The sequence below is a fragment of the Streptomyces sp. NPDC044704 genome (genome assembly GCF_056433525.1).
Window position 1 is genome coordinate 60,945 of sequence record NZ_JBWKGY010000010.1, and the last position, 25,848, is coordinate 86,792.

23 protein-coding genes are annotated in these 25,848 nt (G+C 72.9%); 2 read left to right on the forward strand and 21 right to left on the reverse strand.

The annotated features are described in order from the left end of the window. Positions 1-38: 38 nt before the first annotated feature. The 17 genes from AC07B0_RS23965 to AC07B0_RS24045 form a co-directional block, all read right to left on the reverse strand. A complete protein-coding gene (locus AC07B0_RS23965; protein ID WP_478898963.1) occupies positions 39-1,637 on the reverse strand; it encodes an alpha/beta fold hydrolase in 1,599 nt (532 codons plus the stop codon). A 281-nt stretch (positions 1,638-1,918) separates the two neighbouring features. Next, positions 1,919-3,025, reverse strand: coding sequence for a hydrogenase expression/formation protein HypE (hypE, locus tag AC07B0_RS23970; protein ID WP_356879098.1), 1,107 nt, complete (start codon positions 3,023-3,025; stop codon positions 1,919-1,921). After that, positions 3,018-4,169, reverse strand: a complete 1,152-nt coding sequence (gene hypD, locus AC07B0_RS23975) for a hydrogenase formation protein HypD (RefSeq protein WP_356879100.1) — start codon at positions 4,167-4,169, stop codon at positions 3,018-3,020. Before hypD ends, hypE begins: the two co-directional genes overlap by 8 nt. After that, on the reverse strand, positions 4,166-4,537 hold the full coding sequence (locus AC07B0_RS23980; protein ID WP_478898896.1) for a HypC/HybG/HupF family hydrogenase formation chaperone: 372 nt from the start codon (positions 4,535-4,537) through the stop codon (positions 4,166-4,168). Before AC07B0_RS23980 ends, hypD begins: the two co-directional genes overlap by 4 nt. Further along, positions 4,506-6,908 (reverse strand): carbamoyltransferase HypF, encoded by a 2,403-nt coding sequence (gene hypF / locus AC07B0_RS23985; RefSeq protein WP_478898897.1) that lies wholly within the window; start codon positions 6,906-6,908, stop codon positions 4,506-4,508. Before hypF ends, AC07B0_RS23980 begins: the two co-directional genes overlap by 32 nt. Then, complete coding sequence (hypB, locus tag AC07B0_RS23990) at positions 6,908-7,810, reverse strand: hydrogenase nickel incorporation protein HypB (protein ID WP_469382780.1); 903 nt, start codon at positions 7,808-7,810, stop codon at positions 6,908-6,910. Before hypB ends, hypF begins: the two co-directional genes overlap by 1 nt. Before the next feature lie 4 nt (positions 7,811-7,814). Then, on the reverse strand, positions 7,815-8,216 hold the full coding sequence (locus tag AC07B0_RS23995) for a hydrogenase maturation nickel metallochaperone HypA/HybF (protein ID WP_469382779.1): 402 nt from the start codon (positions 8,214-8,216) through the stop codon (positions 7,815-7,817). Positions 8,217-8,347: 131 nt separating this feature from the next. Next, complete coding sequence (locus tag AC07B0_RS24000) at positions 8,348-8,452, reverse strand: DUF6893 family small protein (protein ID WP_388893799.1); 105 nt, start codon at positions 8,450-8,452, stop codon at positions 8,348-8,350. Beyond that, positions 8,449-9,027 (reverse strand): hydrogenase maturation protease, encoded by a 579-nt coding sequence (locus AC07B0_RS24005; protein WP_356879110.1) that lies wholly within the window; start codon positions 9,025-9,027, stop codon positions 8,449-8,451. Before AC07B0_RS24005 ends, AC07B0_RS24000 begins: the two co-directional genes overlap by 4 nt. Continuing rightward, positions 9,024-10,448 (reverse strand): hypothetical protein, encoded by a 1,425-nt coding sequence (locus AC07B0_RS24010; protein WP_469382778.1) that lies wholly within the window; start codon positions 10,446-10,448, stop codon positions 9,024-9,026. The genes AC07B0_RS24005 and AC07B0_RS24010 overlap by 4 nt, the downstream gene beginning before the upstream one ends. Then, positions 10,445-11,155, reverse strand: a complete 711-nt coding sequence (locus tag AC07B0_RS24015) for a DUF6084 family protein (protein WP_478898898.1) — start codon at positions 11,153-11,155, stop codon at positions 10,445-10,447. Before AC07B0_RS24015 ends, AC07B0_RS24010 begins: the two co-directional genes overlap by 4 nt. Next, positions 11,152-11,829, reverse strand: coding sequence for a DUF5947 family protein (locus tag AC07B0_RS24020; protein ID WP_478898899.1), 678 nt, complete (start codon positions 11,827-11,829; stop codon positions 11,152-11,154). Before AC07B0_RS24020 ends, AC07B0_RS24015 begins: the two co-directional genes overlap by 4 nt. Then, the gene (locus tag AC07B0_RS24025) at positions 11,826-12,377 is read right to left on the reverse strand and encodes a hypothetical protein (RefSeq protein ID WP_356879118.1); all 552 of its coding nucleotides are present in this window, start codon (positions 12,375-12,377) and stop codon (positions 11,826-11,828) included. The genes AC07B0_RS24020 and AC07B0_RS24025 overlap by 4 nt, the downstream gene beginning before the upstream one ends. Then, positions 12,374-14,158, reverse strand: a complete 1,785-nt coding sequence (locus AC07B0_RS24030; protein WP_356879120.1) for a nickel-dependent hydrogenase large subunit — start codon at positions 14,156-14,158, stop codon at positions 12,374-12,376. The genes AC07B0_RS24025 and AC07B0_RS24030 overlap by 4 nt, the downstream gene beginning before the upstream one ends. A gap of 64 nt (positions 14,159-14,222) precedes the next feature. Continuing rightward, positions 14,223-15,284: an NADH-quinone oxidoreductase subunit B family protein gene (locus AC07B0_RS24035; RefSeq protein WP_356879122.1), complete on the reverse strand. Its 1,062-nt coding sequence runs from the start codon at positions 15,282-15,284 to the stop codon at positions 14,223-14,225. 80 nt (positions 15,285-15,364) lie between these two features. Next, a complete protein-coding gene (locus AC07B0_RS24040) occupies positions 15,365-17,140 on the reverse strand; it encodes a hydrogenase maturation protein (protein WP_478863899.1) in 1,776 nt (591 codons plus the stop codon). Between the two features lie 247 nt (positions 17,141-17,387). Continuing rightward, positions 17,388-17,759, reverse strand: coding sequence for a hypothetical protein (locus tag AC07B0_RS24045; RefSeq protein WP_356879126.1), 372 nt, complete (start codon positions 17,757-17,759; stop codon positions 17,388-17,390). Positions 17,760-17,861: 102 nt separating this feature from the next. Here AC07B0_RS24045 and AC07B0_RS24050 point away from each other — a divergent pair, with 102 nt between their 5' ends. Together AC07B0_RS24050 and AC07B0_RS24055 are read left to right on the forward strand one after the other, a co-directional pair. After that, positions 17,862-18,371, forward strand: coding sequence for a hypothetical protein (locus AC07B0_RS24050; RefSeq protein WP_356879128.1), 510 nt, complete (start codon positions 17,862-17,864; stop codon positions 18,369-18,371). Between the two features lie 135 nt (positions 18,372-18,506). Further along, complete coding sequence (locus AC07B0_RS24055; RefSeq protein WP_469382774.1) at positions 18,507-20,075, forward strand: oleate hydratase; 1,569 nt, start codon at positions 18,507-18,509, stop codon at positions 20,073-20,075. A gap of 94 nt (positions 20,076-20,169) precedes the next feature. Here AC07B0_RS24055 and AC07B0_RS24060 read toward each other — a convergent pair whose 3' ends face one another. From AC07B0_RS24060 to AC07B0_RS24075, 4 genes are all read right to left on the reverse strand, one after another. Continuing rightward, on the reverse strand, positions 20,170-22,431 hold the full coding sequence (locus AC07B0_RS24060) for a (Fe-S)-binding protein (RefSeq protein WP_478898900.1): 2,262 nt from the start codon (positions 22,429-22,431) through the stop codon (positions 20,170-20,172). A gap of 170 nt (positions 22,432-22,601) precedes the next feature. Next, the gene (locus AC07B0_RS24065) at positions 22,602-23,237 is read right to left on the reverse strand and encodes a TetR/AcrR family transcriptional regulator (RefSeq protein ID WP_469384980.1); all 636 of its coding nucleotides are present in this window, start codon (positions 23,235-23,237) and stop codon (positions 22,602-22,604) included. Between the two features lie 181 nt (positions 23,238-23,418). Continuing rightward, complete coding sequence (locus AC07B0_RS24070; RefSeq protein ID WP_469384982.1) at positions 23,419-24,456, reverse strand: LLM class flavin-dependent oxidoreductase; 1,038 nt, start codon at positions 24,454-24,456, stop codon at positions 23,419-23,421. Next, positions 24,453-25,763: an LLM class flavin-dependent oxidoreductase gene (locus tag AC07B0_RS24075; RefSeq protein WP_469384984.1), complete on the reverse strand. Its 1,311-nt coding sequence runs from the start codon at positions 25,761-25,763 to the stop codon at positions 24,453-24,455. Before AC07B0_RS24075 ends, AC07B0_RS24070 begins: the two co-directional genes overlap by 4 nt. Positions 25,764-25,848: the final 85 nt, after the last annotated feature.

Here is a 25,848-nt window from a genome sequence, read left to right on the forward strand (position 1 = left end):
CCGGGCGCGCGGGCGTCAGAGCGGGCGGATCCGACGGGTCAGAAGCGCGGGCCGGACGGGAACGGTGACGGCGCCGGCGCCGGCAGCGCCTCACGGCGTTCCGCCGGGGCCGGCGGGCTCTGGCAGGTGATGTCCTTCGCCGGCAGCCGGCCCGTCGCCAGGTAGGCGCTGACCGGGGCGGTCACGCAGGAAAGGGGATCGGCGAGGTACACGGCGTGGCCCTCGCCGCCCCGCGCGAGGACCATCCGCGAACCCTTCAGGGCGCGGTGCAGGCCCTGGCCGCTGACGAGCGGCGTCTGCGAGTCCCATTCGTTCTGCACCGTCAGGACGTTCGCGTGCTTCGTCATCGGCGTGGCCCCCTCCACCGAACGCTGCCAGAACGCGCAGGGCTTGATGTTCGAGGCCATGTCTCCGTACAGCGGGTACTTCGCCTTGTCCCGGGCCGCGTCGCGCGCGTATTGCCCCGGATCGCGCGGCCAGGCCGCGGTGTCCCCGCAGACCACGGCCCAGAACGCGGCGCTGCTGTTGTCCGCGGGCGGTTCGGGCGCGTTCGCGACGCGCGACGCCGTGGGAGCGGCGTGCCGGGCGGATTCCAGCGCCTTCTTCAGGTCGGGTACGGTCAGGCCCGGCGGGCGGGGCGTGCCCTCGGCGGCCGCCTTGAGCGCGGCGATCAGGGGCGCTGCCTGCGCGGGGGAGAAGAACAGCCCGCGCAGGGTGCGGATGTCATCCCCCGTCACTTTCACCCCCTCGAACTCGACGGGCTCCCGGTCGGCCCGCGCCACCAGGTCCCAGAAGGACGCGGACACCGCGGCCGGGGTGGCGCCCAGCCCGAACTCCCCGTCGCGTTCCGCCGTCCAGCGCGTCCAGCGGGCGAAGGCGGGTTCGGCCTCCGTGGCCCACACCTGGAACATGCCGCGCCAGGCCCGCTGCGGGTCGACGCCGCTGTCGAGCACGAAACGGTCGGTGCGATCGGGGAACATCTGCGTGTACACCGAGCCGAGGTGGGTCCCGTACGAGTAGCCGAGGTAGGAGATCTTCCGTTCGCCCAGCGCCGCCCGGATCGCGTCCATGTCCCGGGCCGTGTTGCGGGTGGTGATGTGGGGGAGGACCGAACCGGCCTTCTCGCGGCACTTGTCCGCGACGGTACGCGCCCAGGCCACGTCGGAGGGGAAGGTCTCGGGCCGGTACGGCCGCTGGAAGTTCTCCTCCTCGGGGGCCAGCCCACAGCTGACCGGACTGCTGGTCCCGACCCCCCGCGGGTCGAAGCCGATCAGGTCGTACTTCCCCCTGAGCTCCTCCGGCAGCGCTTCCCGCATTTCCAGGGGCAGGTTGAGTCCGGGGCCGCCCGGACCGCCGGGGTTCAGCAGCAGGACCCCGTGCCGCCCCGCGGGCTTGTCGGCCTTGATCCGGGATATGGCGATGTCGATGGTGCGGCCGCGGGGCTGCCGGTAGTCGAGGGGCACCGTGAGCGTCGCGCACTCGAACGAGGCCGGCTGCTCGGTGCTGCAGCGGTGCCAAGCGGGCTTCTGCGGACCATAGTCGGGGACCGGCGCGGCGGCGGCCCCGGTCGCGGTGAGCAGGGGGAGGGAGGTGGCGACGAGCCCGGCGGTGGCCAGCAGGGGGGCGATGCGTTGCATGCGCACGAAGGGCCGTTCCTTTCGGAGAAGGACGTTTCCCTGCCCACCCTGGGCCAAGCGAAGGCCGGGCGAATCATCCCTCAGGGTGCCTCTCGTGCTCCTCACGAATGAGCGGATTTCCGGACAACTGGCCGACACGCCGGGCAGGTTGGGTTTGCCGGCGGGCCCCCGCACGCGGATACCGCCTGGAAAACCGTTCCCGGGCGGGGCCCGCACCTCGACGGACCCCGTTTCCCCCGTCCCCAACCCCCTTCGGGCATAGCCTGGTTCGGGGGGCCCGCTCAGCAGATGCGCGGCAGCTGCTCCCCGATCGGCAGGTCCACCACCCGCGTGCCGCCGAGGCCGGTCCGCGCCACGACCATCCCCGGGTGGGCCTCGACGGCCTCCCCGATCACCGCGGCGCGGCGTCCCAGCGGGTGGGCGCGCATGGCGTCGAGCACGGCCTCGGCGTGTTCCCGGGGCACGAAGGCGACGAGCTTCCCCTCGTTGGCCACGTACAGCGGGTCCAGGCCGAGGATCGCGCAGGCGTTGGCGACGGCCGGCGGTACCGGTACGCGCGACTCGTGGAGGACGACACCGGTGCCGGAGGCGGCCGCGATCTCGTTCAGGGAGGCCGCCAGACCGCCCCGCGTCGGATCGCGCAGGACGTGCAGGTCCGGGGTGACCGCGAGCATGCTCTGCACGAGACCGCCCAGGGCCGCGCAGTCGCTCTCGACGTCCACGCCGAACTCCAGGCCCTCGCGCACGCTCATGATCGCCACCCCGTGCAGCCCGATCTCGCCGCTGACGATCACGACGTCACCCGGGACGACGCGCTGCGGCCGAAGGTCCACGCCCTGGGGCACGAGCCCGATCCCGGAGGTGTTGACGTAGATGCCGTCGCCGTGCCCCGACTCCACGACCTTCGTGTCGCCGGTGGCCACCTCCACCCCGGCGGCCCGCGCGGCCGCGCCCATGGCCTCGGCCACCCGCGCCACCGCCGAGATCTCCACACCCTCCTCCAGGATGAACCCGCAGGACAGGTAGGCGGCCCGGGCCCCGCTCATGGCCAGGTCGTTGACCGTGCCGTTGACCGCCAGGTCCCCGATGCAACCGCCCGGGAAGAACAGCGGCCGCACCACGTACGAGTCGGTGGAGAACGCGAGGCGGACCCCGCCGAGCGTGACGGCCGCCGCGTCCCCGAGCTGCGCCAGCACCTCACCGCCGAACGCCGGGGCGAAGAGGTGCTCGACCAGCTCGGCGGAGAGCGCGCCGCCGCCGCCGTGTCCCATCACCACGCGGGGGCGGTCGCGCAGGGGGGCCGGGCAGGTCCAGCCGGTGATGTCGAGCGCGGCCCCGGACCCTGCGGTTTCCGGGCGGGTCGGGTGCGGCTGTGCGGTGTCACGCAACGGGGCTCGCCTCCAGCGGCGCGGTCGGAGCGGAAGCGGCGGGCGCGGCGGCCGGGAGGTCCAGCCGCCGGTAGAGGTAGTACGCCGCGCACGCGCCCTCGCTCGACACCATCGTGGCGCCCAGCGGATTGCGCGGAGTGCACACGGTCCCGAAGGCCTCGCACTCGTTCGGCTTGATCAGCCCCTGGAGGACCTCGCCGGCCCGGCACGCGGCCGGTTCGCAGGTGGTGATGCCGGTCACCGAGAAGCGGTGCTCGGCGTCGTACTCCCGGTAGCGCGGCGACAGCCGCCAGCCGCTGTCCGGGATCACCCCGATGCCGCGCCAGGCCCGGTCGGTGACCTCGAAGACGTCCTCCAGCATCGCGAGCGCCGCCGGGTTCCCCTCCGGGCGGACCGCGCGCGCGTACGCGTTGTCGACGGTGTGCTCGCCGCGCTCCAGCTGCCGCACGGTGCGCCGTACGCCTTCCAGGATGTCCAGCGGCTCGAAGCCCGTCACCACGATCGGCACCCGGTGGCGCGCGGCCAGCTCCGGGTACTCGCCCGTCCCCATCACGCTGCACACGTGCCCGGCGGCCAGGAAGGCCTGCACCCGGCAGCTCGGCGAGCGCATGATCGCCTCGATCGCCGGGGGGACCCGCACGTGGGAGACCAGCAGGCTGAAGTTGCGGATGCCGAGCTTCTTCGCCTGGTACACCGTCATGGCGTTGGGCGGCGCCGTCGTCTCGAAGCCGATCCCGAAGAACACCACCTCCCGCCCCGGGTTCTGCTGCGCGACCTTCAGCGCGTCGAGCGGGGAGTACACCACCCGTACGTCGCCGCCCTCGCTGCGCACCTGGAACAGGTCGCGCCCGGTGCCCGGGACGCGGAGCATGTCGCCGAACGAGCAGAAGATCACGTCGGGGCGGGAGGCGATCTCCAGCGCCTTGTCGATGACCTCCAGCGGGGTCACGCACACCGGACAGCCCGGCCCGTGGATCAACTCCACCTGATCGGGCAGGAGTTGATCGATCCCGTGCCGGATGATGGTGTGGGTCTGGCCGCCGCACACCTCCATCAGGGCCCAGGGCCGGGTCACGGTGGCGTGGATGTCGTCGAGCAGCCTGCGGGCCAGTTCCGGGTCCTGGAACTCCTCGATGTACTTCACTGCGGGATCTCCTCCTGCCGGGCCCCGGCGTGCGCCGTGCCCTCCGGGTCCTCGGTGGCCCCGGCGGGCTCGTCGTCGGTGAACGGCCAGGGTGCGCCGCCCGCCTCCGCCGCCATCTCCCAGGGATCTCCGAACTCCTCCTGGAGCATGCCGAGTTGCGCGAACAGCTCCAGGGTCTGCCGGGCCGACTCCTCGTCCAGTCGTTGCAGGGCGAAACCCACGTGGACGATGGCGTACTCGCCGACCTGGAGGTCCGGCAGGTACTCCAGGCAGACCTCCTTCTGCACACCGCCGAAGTCGACGGTGGCCATGCGGGTGCCGTCCCTCTCCCCGATCTCAAGCACTCTGCCGGGTACCGCGAGGCACATGGGCTTCTCCTTGCTGTGGGTGGTCCGTGACGCGCGCGGCCCCCGCTGCGGCCGCGACCACGAGCTGGCCCAGGGCCAGGCCGCCGTCGTTCGGCGGGACGCGGTGGTGCCGCAGGACGGTGAAGCCGCGCTCGCGCAGGTCGCGGGCGCAGACCGCGGAGAGCAGGGTGTTGGCGAAGACCCCGCCGGTCAGGGCCACGGTGTCGAGGCCGTGCCGCTCGCGGGCGAGCCCGCACAGCACGCCGACGAGCGCGGCGACCCCGGCGTGGAAGCGCGCCGCGATCACCGGCCGGTCCACGCCCGCCCGTACATCGGCCGCCGCCGCGGCCAGTACGGGCCCCGGGTCGGCCACGACCGGCCCCCCGGCGTCGCCCCCGGCGGGCTCGCGCAGGCCGAAGGCGTACCCGGGACCACCGGCCCCGGGGCCCGCCGCCAGCGCGGCGCCCTCCAGCTCGATCGCGGCCTGGGCCTCGTACCCGGAGCGGTGGCAGACACCGGCCAGGGAGGAGACGGCGTCGAAGAGCCGGCCCATGCTGGAGGTGGGGACGCAGTTCAGGTCCCGTTCCAGCTGGCGTGCCAGGACCCGGAGTTCGTCCGGCGGACAGGCGGCCGCGCAGGGCAGGTCCGGCGCCCAGTCGAGCCCGGCGGCCCGCAGGTGGGACAGCGCCATCCGGTACGGCCGGTGCACGGCGGCGTCACCGCCCGGCAGGGGGACGTAGGCGAGGTGCGCGAACCGGGTGAACCCGGAGTAGTCGGCGAGCAGGACCTCACCGCCCCAGACGGCGCCGTCGTCCCCGTACCCGGTGCCGTCGAAGGCGACGCCGATCACCCGCCGGGCACCGTCGAGACAGTGCTCGGCCATCGCGGAGGCGACGTGGGCGTGGTGGTGCTGGACCCGCACCAGCGGGCGCCCGTCGGCGTGGTCCCGCGCCCACCGGCCGGAGCGGTAGCCGGGGTGCCGGTCGGCGGCCAGCAGCACGGGACGGACGCCGGTGACGGCCTCCAGCTGCCGCTGGGCGCGGCCGTAGGCGTCCTGGGTGGCGAGGCCGTCCATGTCGCCGATGTGCGCGGACAGCCAGGCCAGGCGGCCCTCGCCCAGGCAGAAGGCGTTCTTGAGGTCGCCGCCCGCGGCGAAGACGGCGGGCACCTCCACCGGCAGCTTCACCGGCAGCGGGGCGTACCCGCGCGAGCGCCGCACGGTCAGCGGCTCTCCCTCGCACACCCGCACCACGGAGTCGTCGCAGGGCACGTGGATCGGGCGGTCGTGCGTGAGCCAGGCGTCGGCGAGGCCGCCGAGCCGCTCCAGCGCCTCGGCGTCGTCCGTGACGATGGGCTCGCCCGAGAGGTTGCCGCTGGTCATGACCAGCAGGCGGGGCCCCTCCGGGTCACCCGGCAGGCCGAGCAGCAGGTGGTGGACCGGGGTGTACGGGAGCATCACCCCGAGGTCGGGGCTGCCCGGGGCCACCCCGTCAGCCACGCCGCCCGCGCCCGGTGTCCCGGGGCGACGGCGCAACAGGACGATCGGGCGGACCCCGCCGGTGAGCAGGCTCCGCTCCTCGGCGCCGACCAGGGCGAGCCGCTCGACGTCGGCGAGCTCACGGGCCATCAGGGCGAAGGGCTTGGCGTCGCGCCCCTTGCGGCGGCGCAGCTCGGCCACGGCGCCGGCGTGGGAGGCGTCGCAGGCCAGGTGGTAGCCGCCGAGCCCCTTCACCGCGAGGACCGCCCCCTCGGCCAGCAGCCGGCGGGCCCCGGCGACGGGATCGGCACCGGGCACCTCGCGGGGCGGCCGCCCGGCCAGCAGCAGCAGCCGGGGCCCGCAGGCCGGGCAGGCCACCGGCTGGGCGTGGAAGCGCCGGTCGGCGGGGTCGGCGTACTCGCGGGCGCAGTCGGGGCACATCGGGAAACCGGCCATGGTGGTGTGGGCCCGGTCGTACGGCAGCCCGGTGACGATCGTGAAGCGGGGCCCGCAGTGCGTGCAGGTGATGAAGGGGTGGCGGTGCCGCCGGTCGGCGGGGTCGGCGAGTTCGGCGAGGCAGTCGGCGCAGGTCGCCGTGTCGGGGGAGACCAGCGTCCGGGCGGGACCCCCGCCGCGGGAGGCGACGATGGTGAAGCCGGAGCCGCCCGTGAGGGGCACCTCGCAGTGGTCGACCGCGTCCACGACGGCCAGCGGCGGCGCGTCCGCCGCCAGCCGCTCGCAGAACCGCGACACCGCCTCCGGGGCGCCCTCGACCTCGGCGACGACGCCCTCGGGCGTGTTGGAGACGTGCCCGGCGAGGCCGAGCCCGGTCGCGCGCGTGTACACGTACGGGCGGAAGCCGACGCCCTGGACCACGCCGCGGACGGTGATCCGGCGGCGCTGGACGGCCTCCATCAGCGGGTCTGCGTCACGGAGCCGTGGTGGGCGGGCGGGCGGCGGTCCGGATCGGGCTGCGCGTGACCGGGGACGTGGCCGTGGAGGGGGCCGTGTCCGTCGTGGTCCTGCCCGTCATGCCCCTCGTGCCCGTGCCCCTCGTGCCCGTCGTGGTCGTGCACGTGACCGTCGCCGTGCGTGTGGTCGTGCCCGTGTCCGTGGGTGTGCCCCTGCGCCGCCCGGGCCATGACCGGGGCGTGCGCCGCCGCCCCCGCGCCGACGGCCAGGGCCCGCTCCAGCAGGAGACCCCCTCCCGTACCCGCGCGGGCCGAGGTCAGCACCACTTCCACACCCGGGTTGACCTGCTGCACGTTCCGGCGGAAGGCGGCCTCGTCGAACTCGACGGCCTCCGCGATGTCGGTCTTGGTGACGACCACCAGCTGGGCCAGCCCGAAAGCCGTCGGGTACTTGAGCGGCTTGTCCTCGCCCTCGGTCACCGAGGCCAGCACCACCCGCAGGGATTCCCCGAGGTCGTACGAGGCCGGACATACCAGGTTGCCCACGTTCTCCACGAACAGCAGCCGGGTCTCCTCCGGCAGCCACCCGTCCAGATGACGGCCCATCATCCCGGCTTCCAGGTGGCACAGGCCGTCGGTGAGCACCTGCTTGACCGGTACGCCGGAACGGGCCAGCCGCACCGCGTCGTTCTCGGTGGCCAGGTCCGCCGTCAGCGCCGCCACGGGCACGCCCCGCTCCCGGGCGAGCAGCAGCTCGCGTTCCAGCAGCGCGGTCTTGCCGCTGCCCGGGCTGGACAGCAGGTTGACCACGGTCGTTCCGCGGGCGGTGAGTTCGGCGCGCAGCACCTGCGCGGCGAGGTCGTTCTTGGCGAGCACCGCCTGCTGCAAGTCCACCACTCGGCACATGGGTTCAGGCCTCCTCGGAGATCGGTTCGCGGGTACGGTCGAGGCCACCGCCCGGGTCGTCCTCCCAGGTCACGCTGAGGATCCGCAGCTCGCGGCCCGACAGCAGCTCCACGTCGGTGGCCAGCCCGCAGCCGGGACAGCACAGTCGCGGCGGCATGCCGACCGCCCATTGCGTCGTACAGGCCGCGCAACGGGCGCGGGCCGCCTCGGACAGGGTGACGAGCTCGGCCCCTTCGAGGAGGGTGCCGGCGCAGGCCAGTTCGAAGCAGAAGGCCAGGGCGTCCGGCACCACACCGGCGAGCTCACCGACCTGGAGCCGGACCAGGGTGACGGCGCTCGCTCCGCCCGCCTCGGCGGCTTCTTCCACCTGGCCCACGACGGCCATGGCGATCGACATCTCGTGCATCGGGACTCCGTCCTGCCGGGCTCATTACAGCGGCAGGACCGGGGCGGCGCGGTCGGGCACGCCGACGCCCCGCGCGCCCCGTACGCCATTCGGGGGCGCCGGGGCGGAAGACCGGCGGGCGGACCCGGACGTCACATCCTGCGCAGGCGGAGGTAGCGCCGGATGTCGGGGAGCAGCTGCGTGAGCACGGCGACGAGGGCGGCGGCCGCCGCTCCGCCGACGAAGGCCTTCTTCATGGGGTTCTCCTCAGTTCGCGCGCGGTGTGCGCGGTGTCCGCGGTGGTCTCGGTGTGCGCGGTGGTCTCGACGTGCGGGCCGGCCCCGGCGCCCGGGGCCTCCCCGACGAGCTCCAGGACGGTCCGTACGGCCTCCGGCACGGCGGCGGCCACCGGGGCGCTCAGCCCGATGCCCTCCTCGACCGAGGCGGGTTCGCAGCCGACGACCAGGGTGCGCCGGGGCGGCGTCGAGCCGGTACCGGCGCACAGGGTGCCCAGCAGGGCCAGTACGGCGTCCGGCGACATGTGGTGGCCGTCGAGCACGGCGCCGCCGGGCGGGCCGGAGCCCGCTTCCCCGGCGTCGATCAGGTACACGGTGCCGGGGGCCCCGCCGCGGGCGGCGGCGTCGATCAGGACGAGCGTGTCGTAGCCGTCGAGGAGCTGGTAGGCCAGGTGGACCCCGCGCACCCCGAAGTCCACCACCTCGACGTGCCCGGGCAGCGGGTGCCCGGACAGGGCGCGCACCACCTCGACGCCGAAGCCGTCGTCGCCGAGGAAGACGTTGCCGATGCCCGCGACCAGGGTGGCGCCGCTCACGCGTCCTCCAGAGGGGTGACCTCGTCGGGCTGGAAGTACAGGAACCGGCCCTGTTCGCGCCGGATGTCGGCGCCGGGGTCGCCCTCCACCGTGACGGCGAGGTGCACTCCGCCGTCCACGTCGTGCAGGACCGCCTCGACCAGCGCGGGGCGGTCCCGCAGGAAGAGGTCCTGGGCGTCGGTGGGCCGCAGGCCGGGGCGCAGCAGCACCCGGCTGCCCACGCCGACCTGGACCCCGTCGATCGGGATCCGGTCCGGCACCGGGTCCAGGGCGTCCGGCCGGGCCGGGTCCCACCAGGGCGTGTCCGGGCTGAACACCGCTTCCTCGGGCGGGAGTTCACGGATCTCCGGGGGTCCTTCGCCGGTGACCTCGCGCAGGGCCCGGACGGCCCCGTGCAGCCGCTCCAGGACCTCGGGCGGCATGGACTCCGCGAGGTCGATCACCGCGGCCGCCCGGGGGTCCGTACCGCGGGCCTCGCGCTTCTCCCGGTCGGTGAGGGCCGCCGTGCGCAGGGTGAGGATCTCGTCGATCTCCAGGGCGTCGTACATGGCGCCGGCGCTCTCCGGTGCGATGGCCGGGTGGTCCTCCAGGATGATCGGGGAGGACAGGACCACGTCGGCGCGGCCGTCCTCGCCCGCCAGGACGGGCCAGGTGTGCCGGTTGGCGCAGTCGGCGACGGCGCTCCTGGCCCATTCGGGCGGGTCCGTCATCGAGAGGAAGGAACCGGCGTCGAGCCCCAGCAGGAGGTGGGCGGCGACCAGCGACCGGGGCAGAGCCGCCTCGCGCGCGTCGCCCGCACCGTCCGGGACCCACGGGCTGGTGTTCTCCACCACCGCGGTGAGTCTCGACACCCGGTACGGGCCCGCGAGTTCGGCGGCCCGTAGCCGTACCTCGCCGTTGACCTCGGCGGTGCGCCGCACCAGCCGGCCCACCGTCCGGCCGTCGGCGTCGACCACCGCCTCGGTGTCCTCGCGCGCGGGCCGGGAGAACGGCAGCACGATCCCGTCGCCCGCGAGCGCGGCGACGGGGACCTCGTGCACGACCCGTTCCTCGGTCCCCTCGTCCCACGGGACCAGCACCCGGTCCTCCAGGTGCAGTTCACCGGTCTCGGTGAACGAGCCGTCGGCTTCGGCCCGTTGGACCGTACGACGCTGCGCGTGCAGGAACCGCAGCTCGAGGGCGAGCGTCGCCGCGCCCCGGGGCTCCATCAGGATCTCGGTCTGCTGGAAGGAGTGCTCCCCTTGCGCGGGCGCCCAGGCCGGCGGCACGAGCACGCCGAACTGCCAGCGCAGCCGGTTCTTCGCGGCCGAGGCCCGGTACGGGTAGAGCACGTACCCCTCGAACAGGACGGCGTCGGCCACCTGCCGGGCGGTGGCGAAGCGGGCGTCGGCGGCCGTCGCCGCCGGGGTCGTCGTGGTCACGGCGCCGCCCTCTCCGCCGCACGCGGCAGGACCGCGCCCGCCCAGGCGGGCCCCTCGGACGGGGGTTCCGTGCCGGCGGCCGCGCCGAGCAGGGACCGTACGGTCGCCTCCCAGGAGGAGAGCGCGTGCCGCGAACGGTAGGCGAGCAGCTCCTCCATGGCGTCGCGCGGCAGCCGCAGCCAGCCGCAGCCCGGGAAGTGCTGCTCCACCATCTCCCGCCACACCGCGACGGGCATCCGGTACGAGGCCTCCCGGTCCCAGGGCACCGGCTCGACCCGGAAGCCTCCGTCACCCGTGAAGGCCGTCCCGGAGAACAGCATCAGCAGCGGGGCCTCGCCGTCCTCCAGGGCGTTGAAGTAGCGGGTCGCCGCGATGTCCATGTCGTACGTGCAGGGCACGACCAGGTCGGTCTCGGTCTCCCCGGTGAAACTGGGCACCATGACCGACACCTGCGCGAACTGCACGGGCTGGAGCGTGCTGCCCCACCGGGAGCGGGCGCCGAACAGGTCCGCCAGCCCCTCGGCCTCGGCGGTCGCGTAGCCCCGCCGGGCCGGCTCGATCCGCAGCTGGCAGCGCAGGGCCAGGGCGTGCACCCGGACGCCCGCGCCGGCGGTGACGCGGAGCCGGAACACGAGGGTGGGCCCGGCCGCGTAGGCGTCGGCCCGCACGCCCGTGCAGGTGAAGGTGAAGTCCGTCGTCGCCGTCATGACCCCAGCGCCCCCTGCCCGGACGTGGACCCGGCCGGGACCTTGACCCGCCGGGCGACCTGCGCGAAGAAGGCGTCCAGCGCTGCCCGCGCCTCGGCCCCGCCGTCGAAGCCCTGCCACAGCAGGCGCATGCGCCCCACCAGCTCGTAGCAGATGTCGATCGGCACCAGATGGCACTCGGTGCGGCCCTCGGAGCGGCGCAGCAGCAGGGCCTCCACGTCCGGTTCGAGCAGCGCGGCCAGCCGGCTGGCGCCGAGTACGGTCTGCCAGGTCTCGGGGTCGAGTTCGCTCTCGGTGGCTCCGGCCGGGCTCGGGTAGAGGGCGACCAGCCGGTCGAGCGCGGCGTTGCGGAAGAAGAACGCGACCCCGACCGGGATCTGCAGGAGCTCCCAGGCGTTGTCGTCGAGCCGGTGACCCGGATCGGTGAGGTAGCGGTCCGGGACGGCCCGGTACCGCCCGGTCGCGGTGCCCGGCCGGTCGAACAGCAGGGCGCAGGCGGTGCAGGCGCAGACCAGCGCCCGCCGCTCGGTCTCCACGAGGTGGCGGTGGCCGTCCTCCGGCACCACCGCCCCGCACAGTTCACACGTCTCGGGGCGGGGCGGGCGAGGCCCCGTGAACCGGCGCAGGCCGCGCGGGGCGGCCTGCGCGGAGCGGCCCGTGACGGGCCCGCTCACGGCACCCGCGCCGGGGCCGGCGGGCGGGCGGAGATCTGGAGCAGGGCCGGCTGCGGAGCCGCGGCGGCAGCCAGCTCCACCCGGGTCACCTCCGGCGCGAAGCAGGCAAGGGTGTCCTCGACCGCCTTCGGCGCACCCGAACCGGCTGCCGAACCGGCCCCCGAGGAGCAGCCGCAGCCGGAGCCCGCGGGCGCCGGGCGCAGCCGCAGGACCCCGGTGGCCTCGTCGAAACCGATCAGCTCCACCGGGTCGCCGGCGGCGTCCAGGGCCCGCGCGATGCGGGCGTGCACGTCCTCGGGATGCAGGTCGTGCAGGGCCAGCAGGCTCGCGACCAGCTCGTCGTCGAGCAGCCCGCCGGGGAGCCCGCCGCCGCCCTCGGCGCCGAGCCGTTCCACGATCCGGGCGAGCCCGGCCCCGTAGAAGTCCATGAGCACGCGGACCAGTTCCTCCGCCGCCGCGCACGCCTCCCGGTCGCCGGTGGCGGCGAGCCGGTCGAGGACCTCCTCCACCCGCTGCCCCGCCTGCCGGGCGTCGGCCGGGGCGCTCATCCGCCCAGTCCGCTCAGGCCGGTGGGGACGTGCATCGTCTTGACCGTCTTGCCGCCGCCCACGTACATGTGGACCCCGCACGGCAGGCACGGGTCGAAGCTGCGCACCGCGCGCATGATGTCGATGCCCTTGAAGTTCTCCGGGGTGTTCTCCTCGAAGATCGGGGTGTTCTGCACCGCGTCCTCGTACGGCCCGGGCGTCCCGAACGTGTCGCGGGTGCTCGCGTTCCACGGGGTCGGCGGGTAGGGGTGGTAGTTGGCGATCTTGCCGTCGCGGATCACCATGTGGTGCGACAGGACCCCGCGCACGGCCTCGGTGAAACCGACGCCCAGGCCCTCGTCCGGCACCTCGAACTTCTCCCAGGTCTGGGTGCGCCCGGCGCGGACCTCGGCCAGGCCCTTCTCGGCGCAGTGCAGGGCGATCGCGGCGGCGTACGCCTGGAAGTACGTACGGGCCCGGTTGCGCTCCAGCGCGTTGCTCCACTTCGGGATCTTCCACTCGAAGCGGGTCTCGGGCTTGGTCATCGTCCGGGGCAAGGTGATGACGACACTGTGCCCGGTGGCCTGCACGTAGTCGGTGTGGACGAGCCCGGACAGGGCCGTCGACCACAGGCGGGCGATGGGGCCGCCGCCGGTGTCCAGCGCGAGGTGGTCCTTGCCGTCGAACCAGCGGGGCGACATCACCCAGCTGTACTTGTCGTCGAAGTTCCGCTTCTGCGGAGCCGGGATGGTGTGCTGGTTCCACGGGTGGCGCGGGTCGACCGGGTTGCCGAGCGGGTCGTGGGTGACGAACTGCTCCCGGCCCTCCCAGTCGTCGTAGTACGAGCTGCCCAGCAGGATGCGGATGCCGAGGTTGATCTCGGTGAGGTCGTTGGTGACCAGCTTGCCGTCCACCACCACGCCCGGGGTGACGAACATCTTCCGTCCCCAGTCGGTCATGTTGGCGTACGTGAAGTCGCAGTGCTCCGGGTCGTTGAGCGCGCCCCAGCAGCCCAGCAGCACCCGGCGCCGGCCGACCTCCTCGTAGCCCGGCAGGGCCTCGTAGAAGAAGTCGAAGAGGTCGTCGTGCAGCGGCACCACCCGCTTCATGAACTCGCAGTACCGCATCAGGCGGCTCATGTAGTCCGTGAAGAGCTGGACGGACGCGATCGTGCCGACGCCGCCCGGGTACAGCGTCGAGGGGTGCACGTGGCGCCCCTCCATCAGGCAGAACATCTCCCGCGTGTAGCGGCTGACCTGGAGCGCCTCGCGGTAGAACTCGCCCTCGATGGGGTTCAGGGAGCGCATGATGTCGGCGATGGTCTTGAAGCCGTGCTCCCCGGCGTGCGGGGCGGGCGTGCGCTCGGCCAGCTCCAGCACGCCGGGGTTGGTCTCGCGGACCATCTTCTCGCAGTAGTCGACCCCGACCAGGTTCTCCTGGAAGATGTTGTGGTCGAACATGTACTCCGCGGACTCGCCCAGGTTGATGATCCACTCGGCGAGGTGGGGCGGCTTCACCCCGTAGGCCATGTTCTGCGCGTACACGGAGCAGGTCGCGTGGTTGTCCCCGCAGATCCCGCAGATGCGGCTGGTGATGAAGTGCGCGTCACGGGGGTCCTTGCCGCGCATGAAGACGCTGTACCCGCGGAAGACCGAGGAGGTGCTGTAGCACTCCGCGACCCGCTTCTGCTTGAAGTCGATCTTCGTGTGGATGCCGAGGCTGCCCACGATCCGGGTGATCGGATCCCAGGCCATCTCGACCAGACCGCTGCCGTCTGCGGCCGCCTTCGTCTTCGGTGTCATCGTCTCTGCCGTGACCCTTCTTCGGTGCGGAGTTGCTGAACGGGGATGAGGACGGGCGGGGGCGTCACCAGGGCGGGCGGTAGCCCGTGGTCAGCTTCTGGCCGGTGTGGCGCCACTTCGGCTCCTGGTCGACGGTGTGCAGCGTGATCGCCCGGAGCCGGCGGACCACCGCCCCGTACGCGCCGCTGGCCTTGCTGGACACCTTCGCGCCGGGAGGCTCGTCCATGAACGGCATGAACTTGTCGGGGAAGCCGGGCATCGTGCAGGCGATGCAGATGCCGCCGACGTTCGGACAGCCGCCGATCCCGTTCATCCAGCCGCGCTTGGGGACGTTGCACTTGACGACCGGCCCCCAGCAGCCCAGCTTGACCAGGCACTTCGGGGAGTCGTAGGTGTGCGCGAACTGCCCCTGCTCGTAGTAGCCGGCCCGGTCGCAGCCCTCGTGGACGGTCGCCCCGAACAGCCAGGTCGGACGCAGCTTGTCGTCCAGCGGGATCATCGGCGCGGAGCCGGCCGCCTGGTACAGCAGGTAGGTCAGAGTCTCCGAGAAGTTGTCCGGCTGGATCGGACAGCCCGGCACGCACACGATCGGGATGCCGGCGTGCGACTTCCAGTCCCAGCCCAGGTAGTCGGGCACGCCCATCGCACCCGTCGGGTTGCCCTCCATCGCGTGGATCCCGCCGTACGTGGCGCAGGTGCCGATGGCGACGACCGCGAGGGCCTTGGGCGCCAGCCGGTCGATCCACTCGCTGGTGGTGATGGGCTGGCCGGTCTCCGGATCGTCGCCGAAACCGCACCAGTAACCCTCGGGCTTGATGCTCTCGTTGGGGATCGAGCCCTCGACGACGAGCACGAACGGATCGATCTCGCCGCGCTCGCCCTTGAAGAACCACTCGATGAACGTGTCGGCGCCGCCGACGGGACCGCACTCGAAGTCGATCAGGGGCCAGTGCACGGCGATCTTGGGCAGACCGGGCAGCACCCCCGTCACGATCTCCTCGATGCTCGGCTGCATCGCGGCCGTCAGGGACACGGAGTCGCCGTCGCAGCTCAGCCCCGCGTTGATCCAGAGGATGTGGATCGGGGGGTCCTCTACCGCTACCGGGTCCTGCGTTGCTGCATCCATGGGGGATGCCTCCTTGGGGAGAAGATCGGGGGGTGGGGAGGGGTGCGCAGCGGGCCGGGTTCCCGACCCCACCTTTCTTGCTAACAGGGAGCGGGCCCGGGTGCTCCGTCATGTGCGGCCAGTCCAGTGACGGCGCCCGGCCGCGCGGCGGCCCCCGGGACGTGCCGGTCCGGCGCGGGACGCACGAGGTGCTCCGGCGTCGCGGCCGGGGTCTCCTTGCGCACGAAGGCGCGGCGCAGGGCGTGGTAGGGCGCCGCGGGGTCGAAGAAGGTCCGCCGCATCAGGGCCAGCTCCGCCTCCCGGTACGCCGCCAGCGGCCGGGCCGCCTCGTCCCGCTCGCGCAGTTCCTTCTTCGCGGAGATCCTGGACTGGGTGGCGGGCAGCGCCGCGAGCTGCGCCGCCAGCCGCGCCGTCTCTACGGCGAACGCCTGTGGCGAGCAGGCGAGCGTGCGGTCGGCCAGCCCCAGCCGGACCGCGGCGTCCGCGCTCAGCGGCAGCGCCTCCGTGGTCAGCCGCGCCGCGACGCCCGCGCCGACGCGGCGCGGCAGGGTGTACGTCCAGTACTCCGAACCGTGCAGGCCCATCAGCCGGTAGTGCGGGTTCAGCACGGCCCCCGACCGGCACCACACCTCGTCGGCGGCGAGGGCGAGCATGGCCCCGCCGGCGGCCGCGTTGCCGCCGAGCGCGGCGACGACCAGCCGGTCGGTGGTGGTCAGGACGGCCTCCACCAGGTCGTCCATGGCGTTGATGTTGGCCCAGGACTCCGCCGCGGGATCCTCGGCCGCCTCGATCACGCCCAGGTGGATGCCGTTGGAGAAGAAGTCCCGCCCGCCGCCGAGGACGAGGACGGAGGTGGGGCGGGCGCAGGCCGTCCGGTACGCCTCCAGCAGCCGCCGGCACCGCTCCGTGCTCATGGCCCCGCCGGGGAAGGCGAACGACAGGAACCCGGTCTGGCCCTCCTCCCGGTAGCCGATGTCGGTCCAGGTGCGCCGCCCCGGGTTGACGTGGAGCGGGGCCGGACGCTCCCGCAGCGCGGGCAGGCGCGCGCCGAGCGCCACGGTGGCGGGCAGTTTGACGGGGACGGGGCCGCCCGGCGTGCGGCGGGCCCGCAGCTCCGGGATCCACACGGCGCCGTCGGCCGTCGCCCGGCAGACCGCCCCCGCCCGGGTCGCCAGCAGCTCGCCGGGGCGGCCCCGGAGGCGGTCCTCCGGGTGGCCGCCGTGCAGGAACCATTCGGCGCCGAGGAGCTCGTCCCGTACGCCCGGCTGGGAGTCGGCGGCCCGCAGCGTCCGCAGGACCCGCTCGGTGGAATCGGCCTCCCAGTCGATGCGGCGGCCCTCCTGGCGCAGGTAGGGGCGGGTCCGGGCGGCGGCAGGGTCCTGGGGCGCGGGGACGTGCGTACCGGAGGCGAAGCGCTCCACGGCCAGCAGGACGGCCCTCAGGGCCGCGTCGGCGATTTCACCCCGGTACAGGTCGCTCTTGCCGACCGGCGGTACCGGGCACTCCGCGGAGGCCCATACGTCACCGGCGTCCATCTCGGCCCCGGCCTGGAGCACGGTGACGCCCCAGCGGACCGCCTGTTCCTGCACGGCCCGGTCGAGGGAGGAGGGACCGCGGTCCCCGACCGGCCCCGGATGGACGATCAGGCAGGTGCGGGACGACCACACCTCCTCCGGGATCGCGGACTTGAGCATCGGGGCGAGCACGAGGTCGGGGTCGTGGCGGCGTACCGCGTCCGCCAGGGAAACGTGGGGCAGGGCCAGTTCGACCGCCACGCGGTGGCCGTGATCGCGCAGCTCGGCGTGGACTCGCTGCGTGAGGCTGTTGAACGCACTCGCGACGAGCAGGACGTACACGTGATCTCCCAGCGGCGGCCCGGTGCCGGAGCGGGGTGACGCCCGGCCTGATCGGCGGTTCGTGACCGGAACACGACCGGCCGCCTGAGATGGTCGGCTGCGGCGACTGCCGCGCGCCCGCAGCCGTGCGGCGGAGTCACTCGAAAGCGCCCCTGGAAAGGGCCGCTCGGCCGCAGCCCGACGGGGCGCGCACCGGCCGGGAGCACTCCGCAGTCCGGGCTCCGCTACTCCCGCTCCCGCCCTCCCGCTACTCCCGCTCCTCCACGGCGATGGCCCGCTTCAGCTCCTCGTGCGCCTCGCCGCATTCGCCCTCCTGCTGCTCCAGCAGGGCGGCGGCGATGGCGTCGAGCTTGCGCTGGATCGCGTGCTCGGCCCTGCGCTCGGAGTTCTTCAGCAGGGCCAGCAGCAGCAGGGACACCGCGGCCATGGCGTCCCCCGCGAGGTGCTGCCAGATCACGGGCAGGTGGAGGGCGTGCACGACGAGGAACCCCAGCACCAGGGCGACGCAGAGCAGGGAGAACCCGGCGGAGCTGGTGAAGTTGGATGCCAGCTCGGCCAGCTTCTCGAAGCGGCCGAGCCGCCCGTTGCCGCCCTTCTCGGAGGGGTGCTCGAAGGTCATGCGGGGCGCCTGCCCAGACCCGGGGCGGCCAACCCTCCCCGGGCGGGGCGGCGGCCGGTGTGGTTCCCGTGGCTCGCCGCGGCCGCGCCGTACGGTGGGGCCGTGGCGGAACCTGCGGCAGACGTGATGGACACCCAGACGGCCGCGGCCCACCTCAAGGAGCGGCTGTACGCGACGATCACCATGATCTCCGTCGTCATCGGGCTCGCGGGCAGCGGCCACGTCGAGGCCCTCGGGGCCGCGCTGACGGTGGTGACGGCCTCGGCGGGCCTGTGGCTGGCCTCCCTGGTCGCCGACCAGCAGGCCCACCGGGTCACGCACGGCGCCCTCGCCCGGGGCCGCGACCTGCGCGCCATGCTCTTCGTCAGCAGCCCCCTGCTGCTCTCCGCGGTGGGCCCGCTGCTCCTGATCGGCCTGGCCGCCCTCGGCGTGATGGCCGTGGAGACGGCCCTCCTCACGGCGGCCGGCGTCAACGTCGCCACCCTGTTCGCCTGGGGCTGCTACGGCGGCATCCGCATGGGCGGCGGCACGGCCTTCGCCCTCCTGGCCGGCGGCATCGACGCCGCGATCGGCACGGCAGTGGCCGCCGTCAAGGCCGCGGCGGGGCACTAGGCGGGGCATCAGCGGCGTCCCCGCGTCCCCTCCGCGCGAGGGTTGCTGCCTCGACGGGCAGGCGGTGACATGTGGCCATATCGTGCACAGGGAAGCGGCCGCGGGCGGCCGGGGCCTGGAGCAGGGAGCTGGGGCATGGCGAAGGCGTACCTGGTGGGCAGCGGCATCGCGGCGCTGTCGGCGGCGGCGTTCCTGATCCGCGACGGCGGGTTCGCGGGATCCGACATCGTGCTCCTGGAGGAACAGGACCGCGAGGGCGGCAGCCTGGACGCGGCGGGCTCACCCGAGACCGGCTACACCATGCGCGGTGGACGCATGTTCGAGCTGCACTTCGAGTGCACCTACAACCTGCTCCGCTCCATCCCGTCCCTGGACGACCCCTCGAAGTCGGTGACCGCGGACACCTTCGCCTTCCACGAGGACTTCGCCTGGGACGACCGCGCCCGCCTGGTCGACGCCGAGGGCAGGATCGTCGACGCCCACGCGATGGGCTTCTCCGAGCGCGACCGCCTGGAGCTCGTCACGTGCGCGGCCACGCCCGAGCGGCAGCTGGACGGCAAGCGGATCACCGACTGCTTCAGCGAGGGGTTCTTCCGTACGAACTTCTGGTGGATGTGGTGCACCACCTTCGCCTTCGAACCCTGGCACAGCGCGGTCGAGTTCCGCCGCTACCTCAACCGGTTCGTCCACCTCTTCAAGACGTTCGACACGATGTCGGGCATCTACCGGACGCGCTTCAACCAGTTCGACTCGATCGTGCGCCCGGTCCTGAAGTGGCTGACGGACCAGGGCGTGACCGTACGCCTCGGAACCCGCGTCACGGACCTGACGCTCGCGGGCCAGGAGGGGGAGCTCACCGTCACCGCCCTCTCCGTGACCCGGGCCGGACGCGTCGAGGAGATCCCGGTCGGCGCCGACGACCTGGTCATGGTGACCAACGGATCGATGACGGCCGGCTCCGCCCTGGGCTCGACCCACGCGGCGCCCGTACCCGACCCGTCCGCTACGGGCGGTTCCTGGAAGCTGTGGGAGACCCTCGCCGCGAAGCGGCCCGGTCTCGGCAACCCCAGGGTGTTCGACTCGTCGCCCGCGGACTCCTGCTGGGGTTCCTTCACCGTCACCACCCAGGACCCCACCTTCTTCAAGCTGATGGAGGACTTCAGCGGCAGCGAGGCCGGCAAGGGGGGGCTGATCACCTTCAAGGACTCGGCCTGGCTGCTGACCATCGTCCTCAACCACCAGCCCCACTTCCGCGACCAGCCCGACGACACCTTCGTGTGGTGGGGCTACGGACTCTTCCCCGACCGGGTGGGCGACTACGTCAAGAAGCCGATGCGGGACTGCTCCGGCCGGGAGATCCTCGACGAGGTACTGCACCACCTGCGCTTCGAGCAGGCCCCGCGGATCCTCGACAGCGCGATCGTCATCCCCGCCCTGATGCCGTACATCACCAGCCAGTTCCTGGTCCGCAGCCACGGCGACCGGCCCCGGGTGGTGCCCGAGGGGTCCACCAACCTGGCCTTCATCGGCCAGTACGCCGAGGTGCCCGACGACGTCGTCTTCACCGTCGAGTACTCCGTACGCACCGCCTGGACCGCGGTGGCGGACCTGCTCCACCTCGACGAGCGGCCGCCACCCGTCTTCAAGGGCCGGCACAGCCCCAAGGTCCTCGTCGAGGCCCTGGAGACGCTCCACCGGCGCTGACCCCGCACGGGGCGGAACGACCGGCGACGGTCCCGACCCGGGAGGGGTCGGGACCGTCGTCCGGCACGTCAGGTCGCGGCTACGGGCGGTCCGGTTACCTCACCGGCTCCGGCTGTACGTCCGCCTCGTCCGCGGGGACCTCCTGCTCGGGGGCCTTCACCGATTCGAGGAGGAGCTGGGCGACGTCGACGACCTGGACGGATTCCTTGGCCTTGCCGTCGTTCTTCTTGCCGTTGACGGAGTCGGTGAGCATGACGAGGCAGAAGGGGCAGGCGGTGGAGACGATGTCCGGGTTGAGGGAGAGGGCTTCGTCGACGCGTTCGTTGTTGATGCGCTTGCCGATGCGCTCTTCCATCCACATGCGGGCGCCGCCGGCGCCGCAGCAGAAGCCGCGTTCCTTGTGGCGGTGCATTTCCTGCTGCCGCAGGCCGGGTACCGAGGCCATGATCTCGCGCGGGGGTGTGTAGACCTTGTTGTGGCGGCCGAGGTAGCAGGGGTCGTGGTAGGTGACGAGTCCGTCGACGGGGGTGACCGGGGTGAGGCGGCCCTCGTCGATGAGGTGCTGGAGCAGCTGGGTGTGGTGGATGACCTCGTACTCGCCGCCCAGCTGGGGGTATTCGTTGGCGATGGTGTTGAAGCAGTGCGGGCAGGTCGAGACGATCCGCTTGGCGGACTTGGGCTTCTTCGTCGCGGGGTCGTCGTCGTCCTCGCCGAAGGCCATGTTCAGCATCGCGACGTTTTCCTGGCCGAGCTGCTGGAACAGCGGTTCGTTGCCCAGGCGGCGGGGGGAGTCACCGGTGCACTTCTCGTCGCCGCCCATGATCGCGAACTTGACGCCGGCGATGTTCAGGAGTTCCGCGAAGGCCTTCGTGGTCTTCTTGGCGCGGTCTTCGAGGGCGCCGGCGCAGCCGACCCAGTACAGGTAGTCGAACTCGGAGAGGTCTTCCGCGTCCTTGCCGATGATCGGGACGTCGAAGTCGACTTCCTTGGTCCATTCGACGCGCTGCTTCTTGGCCAGGCCCCAGGGGTTGCCCTTCTTCTCCAGGTTCTTGAGCATGGTGCCCGCCTCGGAGGGGAAGGCGCTTTCGATCATGACCTGGTAGCGGCGCATGTCGACGATGTGGTCGATGTGCTCGATGTCGACGGGGCACTGTTCGACGCAGGCGCCGCAGGTGGTGCAGGACCACAGGACGTCGGGGTCGATGACGCCGTTTTCCTCGGCGGTGCCGATCAGCGGGCGTTCGGCTTCCGCCAGTGCGGCGGCGGGGACGTCCTTGAGCTGTTCGGCGGTGGCCTTCTCGTTGCCTTCCATGTCCTTGCCGCCGCCCGCGAGGAGGTAGGGGGCCTTGGCGTGGGCGTGGTCGCGCAGCGACATGATCAGGAGCTTGGGGGACAGCGGCTTGCCGGTGTTCCAGGCGGGGCACTGGGACTGGCAGCGGCCGCACTCGGTGCAGGTGGAGAAGTCGAGGATGCCCTTCCAGGAGAACTGCTCGACCTGGGACACACCGAACGAGTCGTCCTCGCCCGGGTCCTCGAAGTCGATCTCCTTGCCCCCGCTGGTCATCGGGAGCAGCGCGCCCAGCGCGACCGCGCCGTCGGCGTTCCGCTTGAACCAGATGTTCGGGAAACCGAGGAACCGGTGCCAGGCCACACCCATGTTGGTGTTCAGCGAAATCGTGATCATCCAGATGAACGAGGCCGAGATCTTCACCATGGCGAAGAAGTAGACGAGGTTCTCCAGGGTGCCCGTGCTCAGCCCGTCGAGGGCGAGCACCAACGGGTACGAGGCGAAGTACGCGGCCTCGTAGCCCTCGACGTGGTGCAGCGCGCCCTCCAGGCCGCGCAGGACCATGATGCAGATGCCGATGGTGAGGATGACGCCCTCGACGAAGTACGCCTGCCAGGCCTTCGAGCCCGCGAAGCGCGACTTGCGGCCGGCGCGGGAGGGCAGGTTCGCCAGGCGGACGCCGATCAGGGTGAGGATGCCCACGGTCATCATCGTGCCGAACACCTCGACCACCAGCTCCCACGGCAGGAAGGTGCCGATGAAGGGGAGCAGCCAGTCGGCCTGGAAGAGCTGGCCGAAGGCGTTGGCGATGGTGAGGAGCAGACTGAAGAAGCCGATGGCGACGAACCAGTGGGCGACGCCGACGACGCCCCAGCTGTTCATTCGGGTGTGGCCCAGGAACTCCCTGACCACGGTGACCGTCCGGATGACGGGATCGTTGGTCCGCGCTCTGACGGGGACCGGCTGGCCCAGCATCACGAAGCGTAATATCTGCGCGATGGCTCGGCCGAACAGTGCGACGCCGACCGTGGCGAGCACCAGCGACACAATGATCGCGGTGAGTTGCATGAGGGGCTCCTCGGGCCTGCGAGAGCGGAGGTGTCGAGAACTACTCGGCGGTAACTTTGCTGTTCCCGACAGAGATTACCCAGGAACGAAGCCTTCATGAAGTCGCACCGTCGGTGATCTACGTCGCTGTGGCGCGCCCGGTCCGGACGCCGATGGCGGCGCGCCGCACTTCACGGCCCGGACGGGCGGGCTCCGACGAGGGCGCCGTGGACGAGCAGTTGCACGAGGTCGGGCAGCGGGGGATCGCCCGCCTGGTCGCCGGGGTTGCGTGACCGGGCGAACAGCAGGTCGAAGAAGGTCCGGGCTATCTGTGGCGCGGGCAGCCGCAGGGACTCCTCCTCCGGAGCCAGCAGGGCCGCGAGGGCGGACACGACGGAGTCGACGGCCTCCCGGACCTCCCGCAACCCCCCGGCCGGGGCGGCCGGTTCGTGCCGCGCCCGGGCGTGACCCGCCGTCTCCAGGTACGCGACCACGGTGCCCATGCGCGTCAGGTACGCCTCCAGTACGTCGGCGGACGCGAGGAGGCGCGCCGTCACCGGGGCGTCCAGGGGGATGCCGGCGAGCGCGCGCAGGGCGTCGTCCGGGCGCGCGGCCTCGGCCGCGCAGGCGTCGAGTAACTCGCCCTTGTCGGTGAACACGTGGAAGATCGTCGCCTCACTGATGCCGGCGGCACGGGCGATCCTGCCCGTCGTCACGGCAAGGCCGTGTTCCGCGATCAGCGAGAGTGTGGATCGGACGATCATCTGGCGGCGCAGCTCGGGGCTCATGCCGGGAGCCCGTCGCCGCCCGAGGGTCTGGCCGGTCATGCGGAGAGGCTACTGACCGAGTGATCACTCGGTCAATTGTGCTCATCTGCCCGGTGGTTCCCTTTTCGGCCATCGCCGAAGGCCCGGCCGTCGCCGTCCCCCTCGGCCGGATCGGCGGAGGGGGACGGCCCGGTCGGGTCGACGTGCGTACCGGTAGGCACGGACCGTGGGGCCCGCGCCGTCAGGGCGTCCGGTGGCGCCCGGCGGGTCGTGGCAGGCCCAGCCGTTCGCGCAGGGTGGCTCCGGGCAGGGCGGCCGGCGGGCCGCCGTCCGCTCCCCGGACCTCGGCCGCGAGGGCCAGGACCGCCTCGTGTGACGCCTCCGCGGGGCCCGCCGGGGCGAGCAGGGTGAAGCCGTCCGCGGCGCCCGCGTCGAACAGGGACCGCAGCCGCTCGGCCGTACCCGCGCCGCCGTCGACCCGGACGTCCAGCAGGACGGCGACGTCGTCGGCGTCGCGCCCGGCCGCCCGGACCTGTTCGCGCACGGACTGGCGGGCCCGGTCGGGGCCCTGGCCGTCCTGCGCCGGGAGGAGGACGACGTCGGCGATGCGGGCGGCGAGCGCGAGTTCCTCCGCGTCCTTCGGGCGGTGGACCAGGACGGGGTGCCCCTGCGGCGGGCGGGCGATGTTCAGCGGTCCGGCCACGTCGAAGTACTCGCCCTTGTGGTCGAGCGCGTGCAGCTTCTCGGGGGTGAAGTAGACGCCCGACTCGCGGTCCCTGCGGAAGGCGTCGTCGTCGAAGCTGTCCCACAGGCCGGTCAGTACGGTGACGAACTCCGAGGCGCGGGCGAGCCGCGCCGCCGCCGGAGCGGCCTGCGGCCGGCTGTAGTTGGCCGCGGCGTCCGGGTCGGCGCCGGTCAGCGGCTGCCAGCCGGCGCGCCCGGGGGCGAGGTGGTCGGCCGTGGCCAGGACCCGGGCCGCATGGTAGGGGAGCGCGTGTTCCGTGGACACGGAGGTCACGAGCCCCACGGTGCGCGTGCGGACCGCCAGCGCGGCGGCGAGCGTACCGGCCTCGAAGTACGGCTCGTCGGCCGCGTCGTGGCCCGCCGACTGGCGGTCGTGGAGCAGCAGCGCGTCGATCCCGGCGGCCTCCGCCTCCCGGGCCCGGTCACGCACCCGCGTGAACGGGCGGGCGGCGGCGCCCGGACGGGCGCCGTCCGCGGTGCCCGGTGCGGTGATCAGCCGGGTGAACAGGGTGATGCGTCCGTCGCGCTGGGTCATGCGGCACCTGCCGTGATCGTCGCCTCGCCGGCCATGGTCGTCGGTTCGTCGGAGGGCGGGCCGTCCAGCCCCAGCTTCTCGCGCAGGGTGCCCTCGACGTATGCGTCGCGCACCAGGCCGCGTCGGCGCAGCTCGGGCACGACGTGGTCGACGAAGGCGTCGAGGGAGGCGGGGAGGTGCGGGAAGTCCACGATGTAGCCGTCGGCCGCGCGCTCGGTGAACCCGCGCTCCATGTGGTCCGCCACCTGCTCCGGTGTGCCGGCGAAGAAGTCGGCGACCTGCCGCAGCGCGAGCTGGCGCAACGTCAGGTTCTCCCGCTGGGCCAGCGACACCCACATCTTCGCCGTGCTGGACGAGCGGTTGGACGCCGGGATGTCCGGGACCGGACCGTCCAGGGGGTACCGGGCCAGATCCACGTCGCCCAACTGTTCCTGGAGCGCCCGGACGGCGACGATGTCGGGGACGAGGTCGTGGAGTTCGCCGATGAGCCGCCGGGCCTCCTCCTCGGTACTGGCGACCAGGGGCTGGACACCGGGCCAGATCTGGACCAGTTCCGGGTCCCTGCCGTGTGCGGCGATCCGTCGCTTCAGGTCGGCGTAGGTCTCCTGGCCGTCCGACAGCCGCGTGTGCCGGGTGAAGATCACTTCCGCGTGCCGTGCGGCGAACTCCCGGCCCACGGGCGAGGCCCCGGCCTGGAAGATCACGGGGCGGCCCTGGGGAGAGGCGGGCAGGTTCAGCGGACCGCGTACGTCGAAGAACTCGCCCGGTTCCAGGGGCAGCGGCTCCGGCGGAACGGGCCGCGCGCCCGCCTGCGCCTGCGCCCACAGCCGCTTGGTCACGCCGATGAACTCCTCGGCGCGGACGTAGCGCCGGTCGTGCTCCATGTGCGCGGGGAATCCGAAGTTGCGCGACTCCCAGGGCGCGGCCGAGGTGACGACGTTCCACCCGGCCCGGCCCCCGCTGACGTGGTCGAGGGAGGTGAACCTGCGGGCTATGTCGTACGGCTCGTTGTAGGTGGTCGTCGCGGTCGCGGCGAGTCCGATGTGCTCGGTTCCGGCGGCGTAGGCGGCCAGCAGGCTCAGCGGCTCGAAGTGCTCGTTGCGCGCGGTCTGGCTGATGTGCTGGACGTCGGTGCCCCAGACGGCCACCACGTCGGGCACGAAGAGGCAGTCGAACGTGCCGCGTTCGAGCGTGCGGGCGCACGCCAGGTGGAAGTCGAAGTCCAGTTGGGCGTCGATCGGAGTCGACGGGTGCCGCCAGGCGGCGATGTGCGAACCGGGGCCGTCGATGATGGCCCCCAGTTTCATCGTACGTTTCCGATGAACCATGCGATTTTCCCTCGGCTGAAGTTATCCGGACGAAGAGCTCCCGCTCGGAACGCGCGCTCCCGGG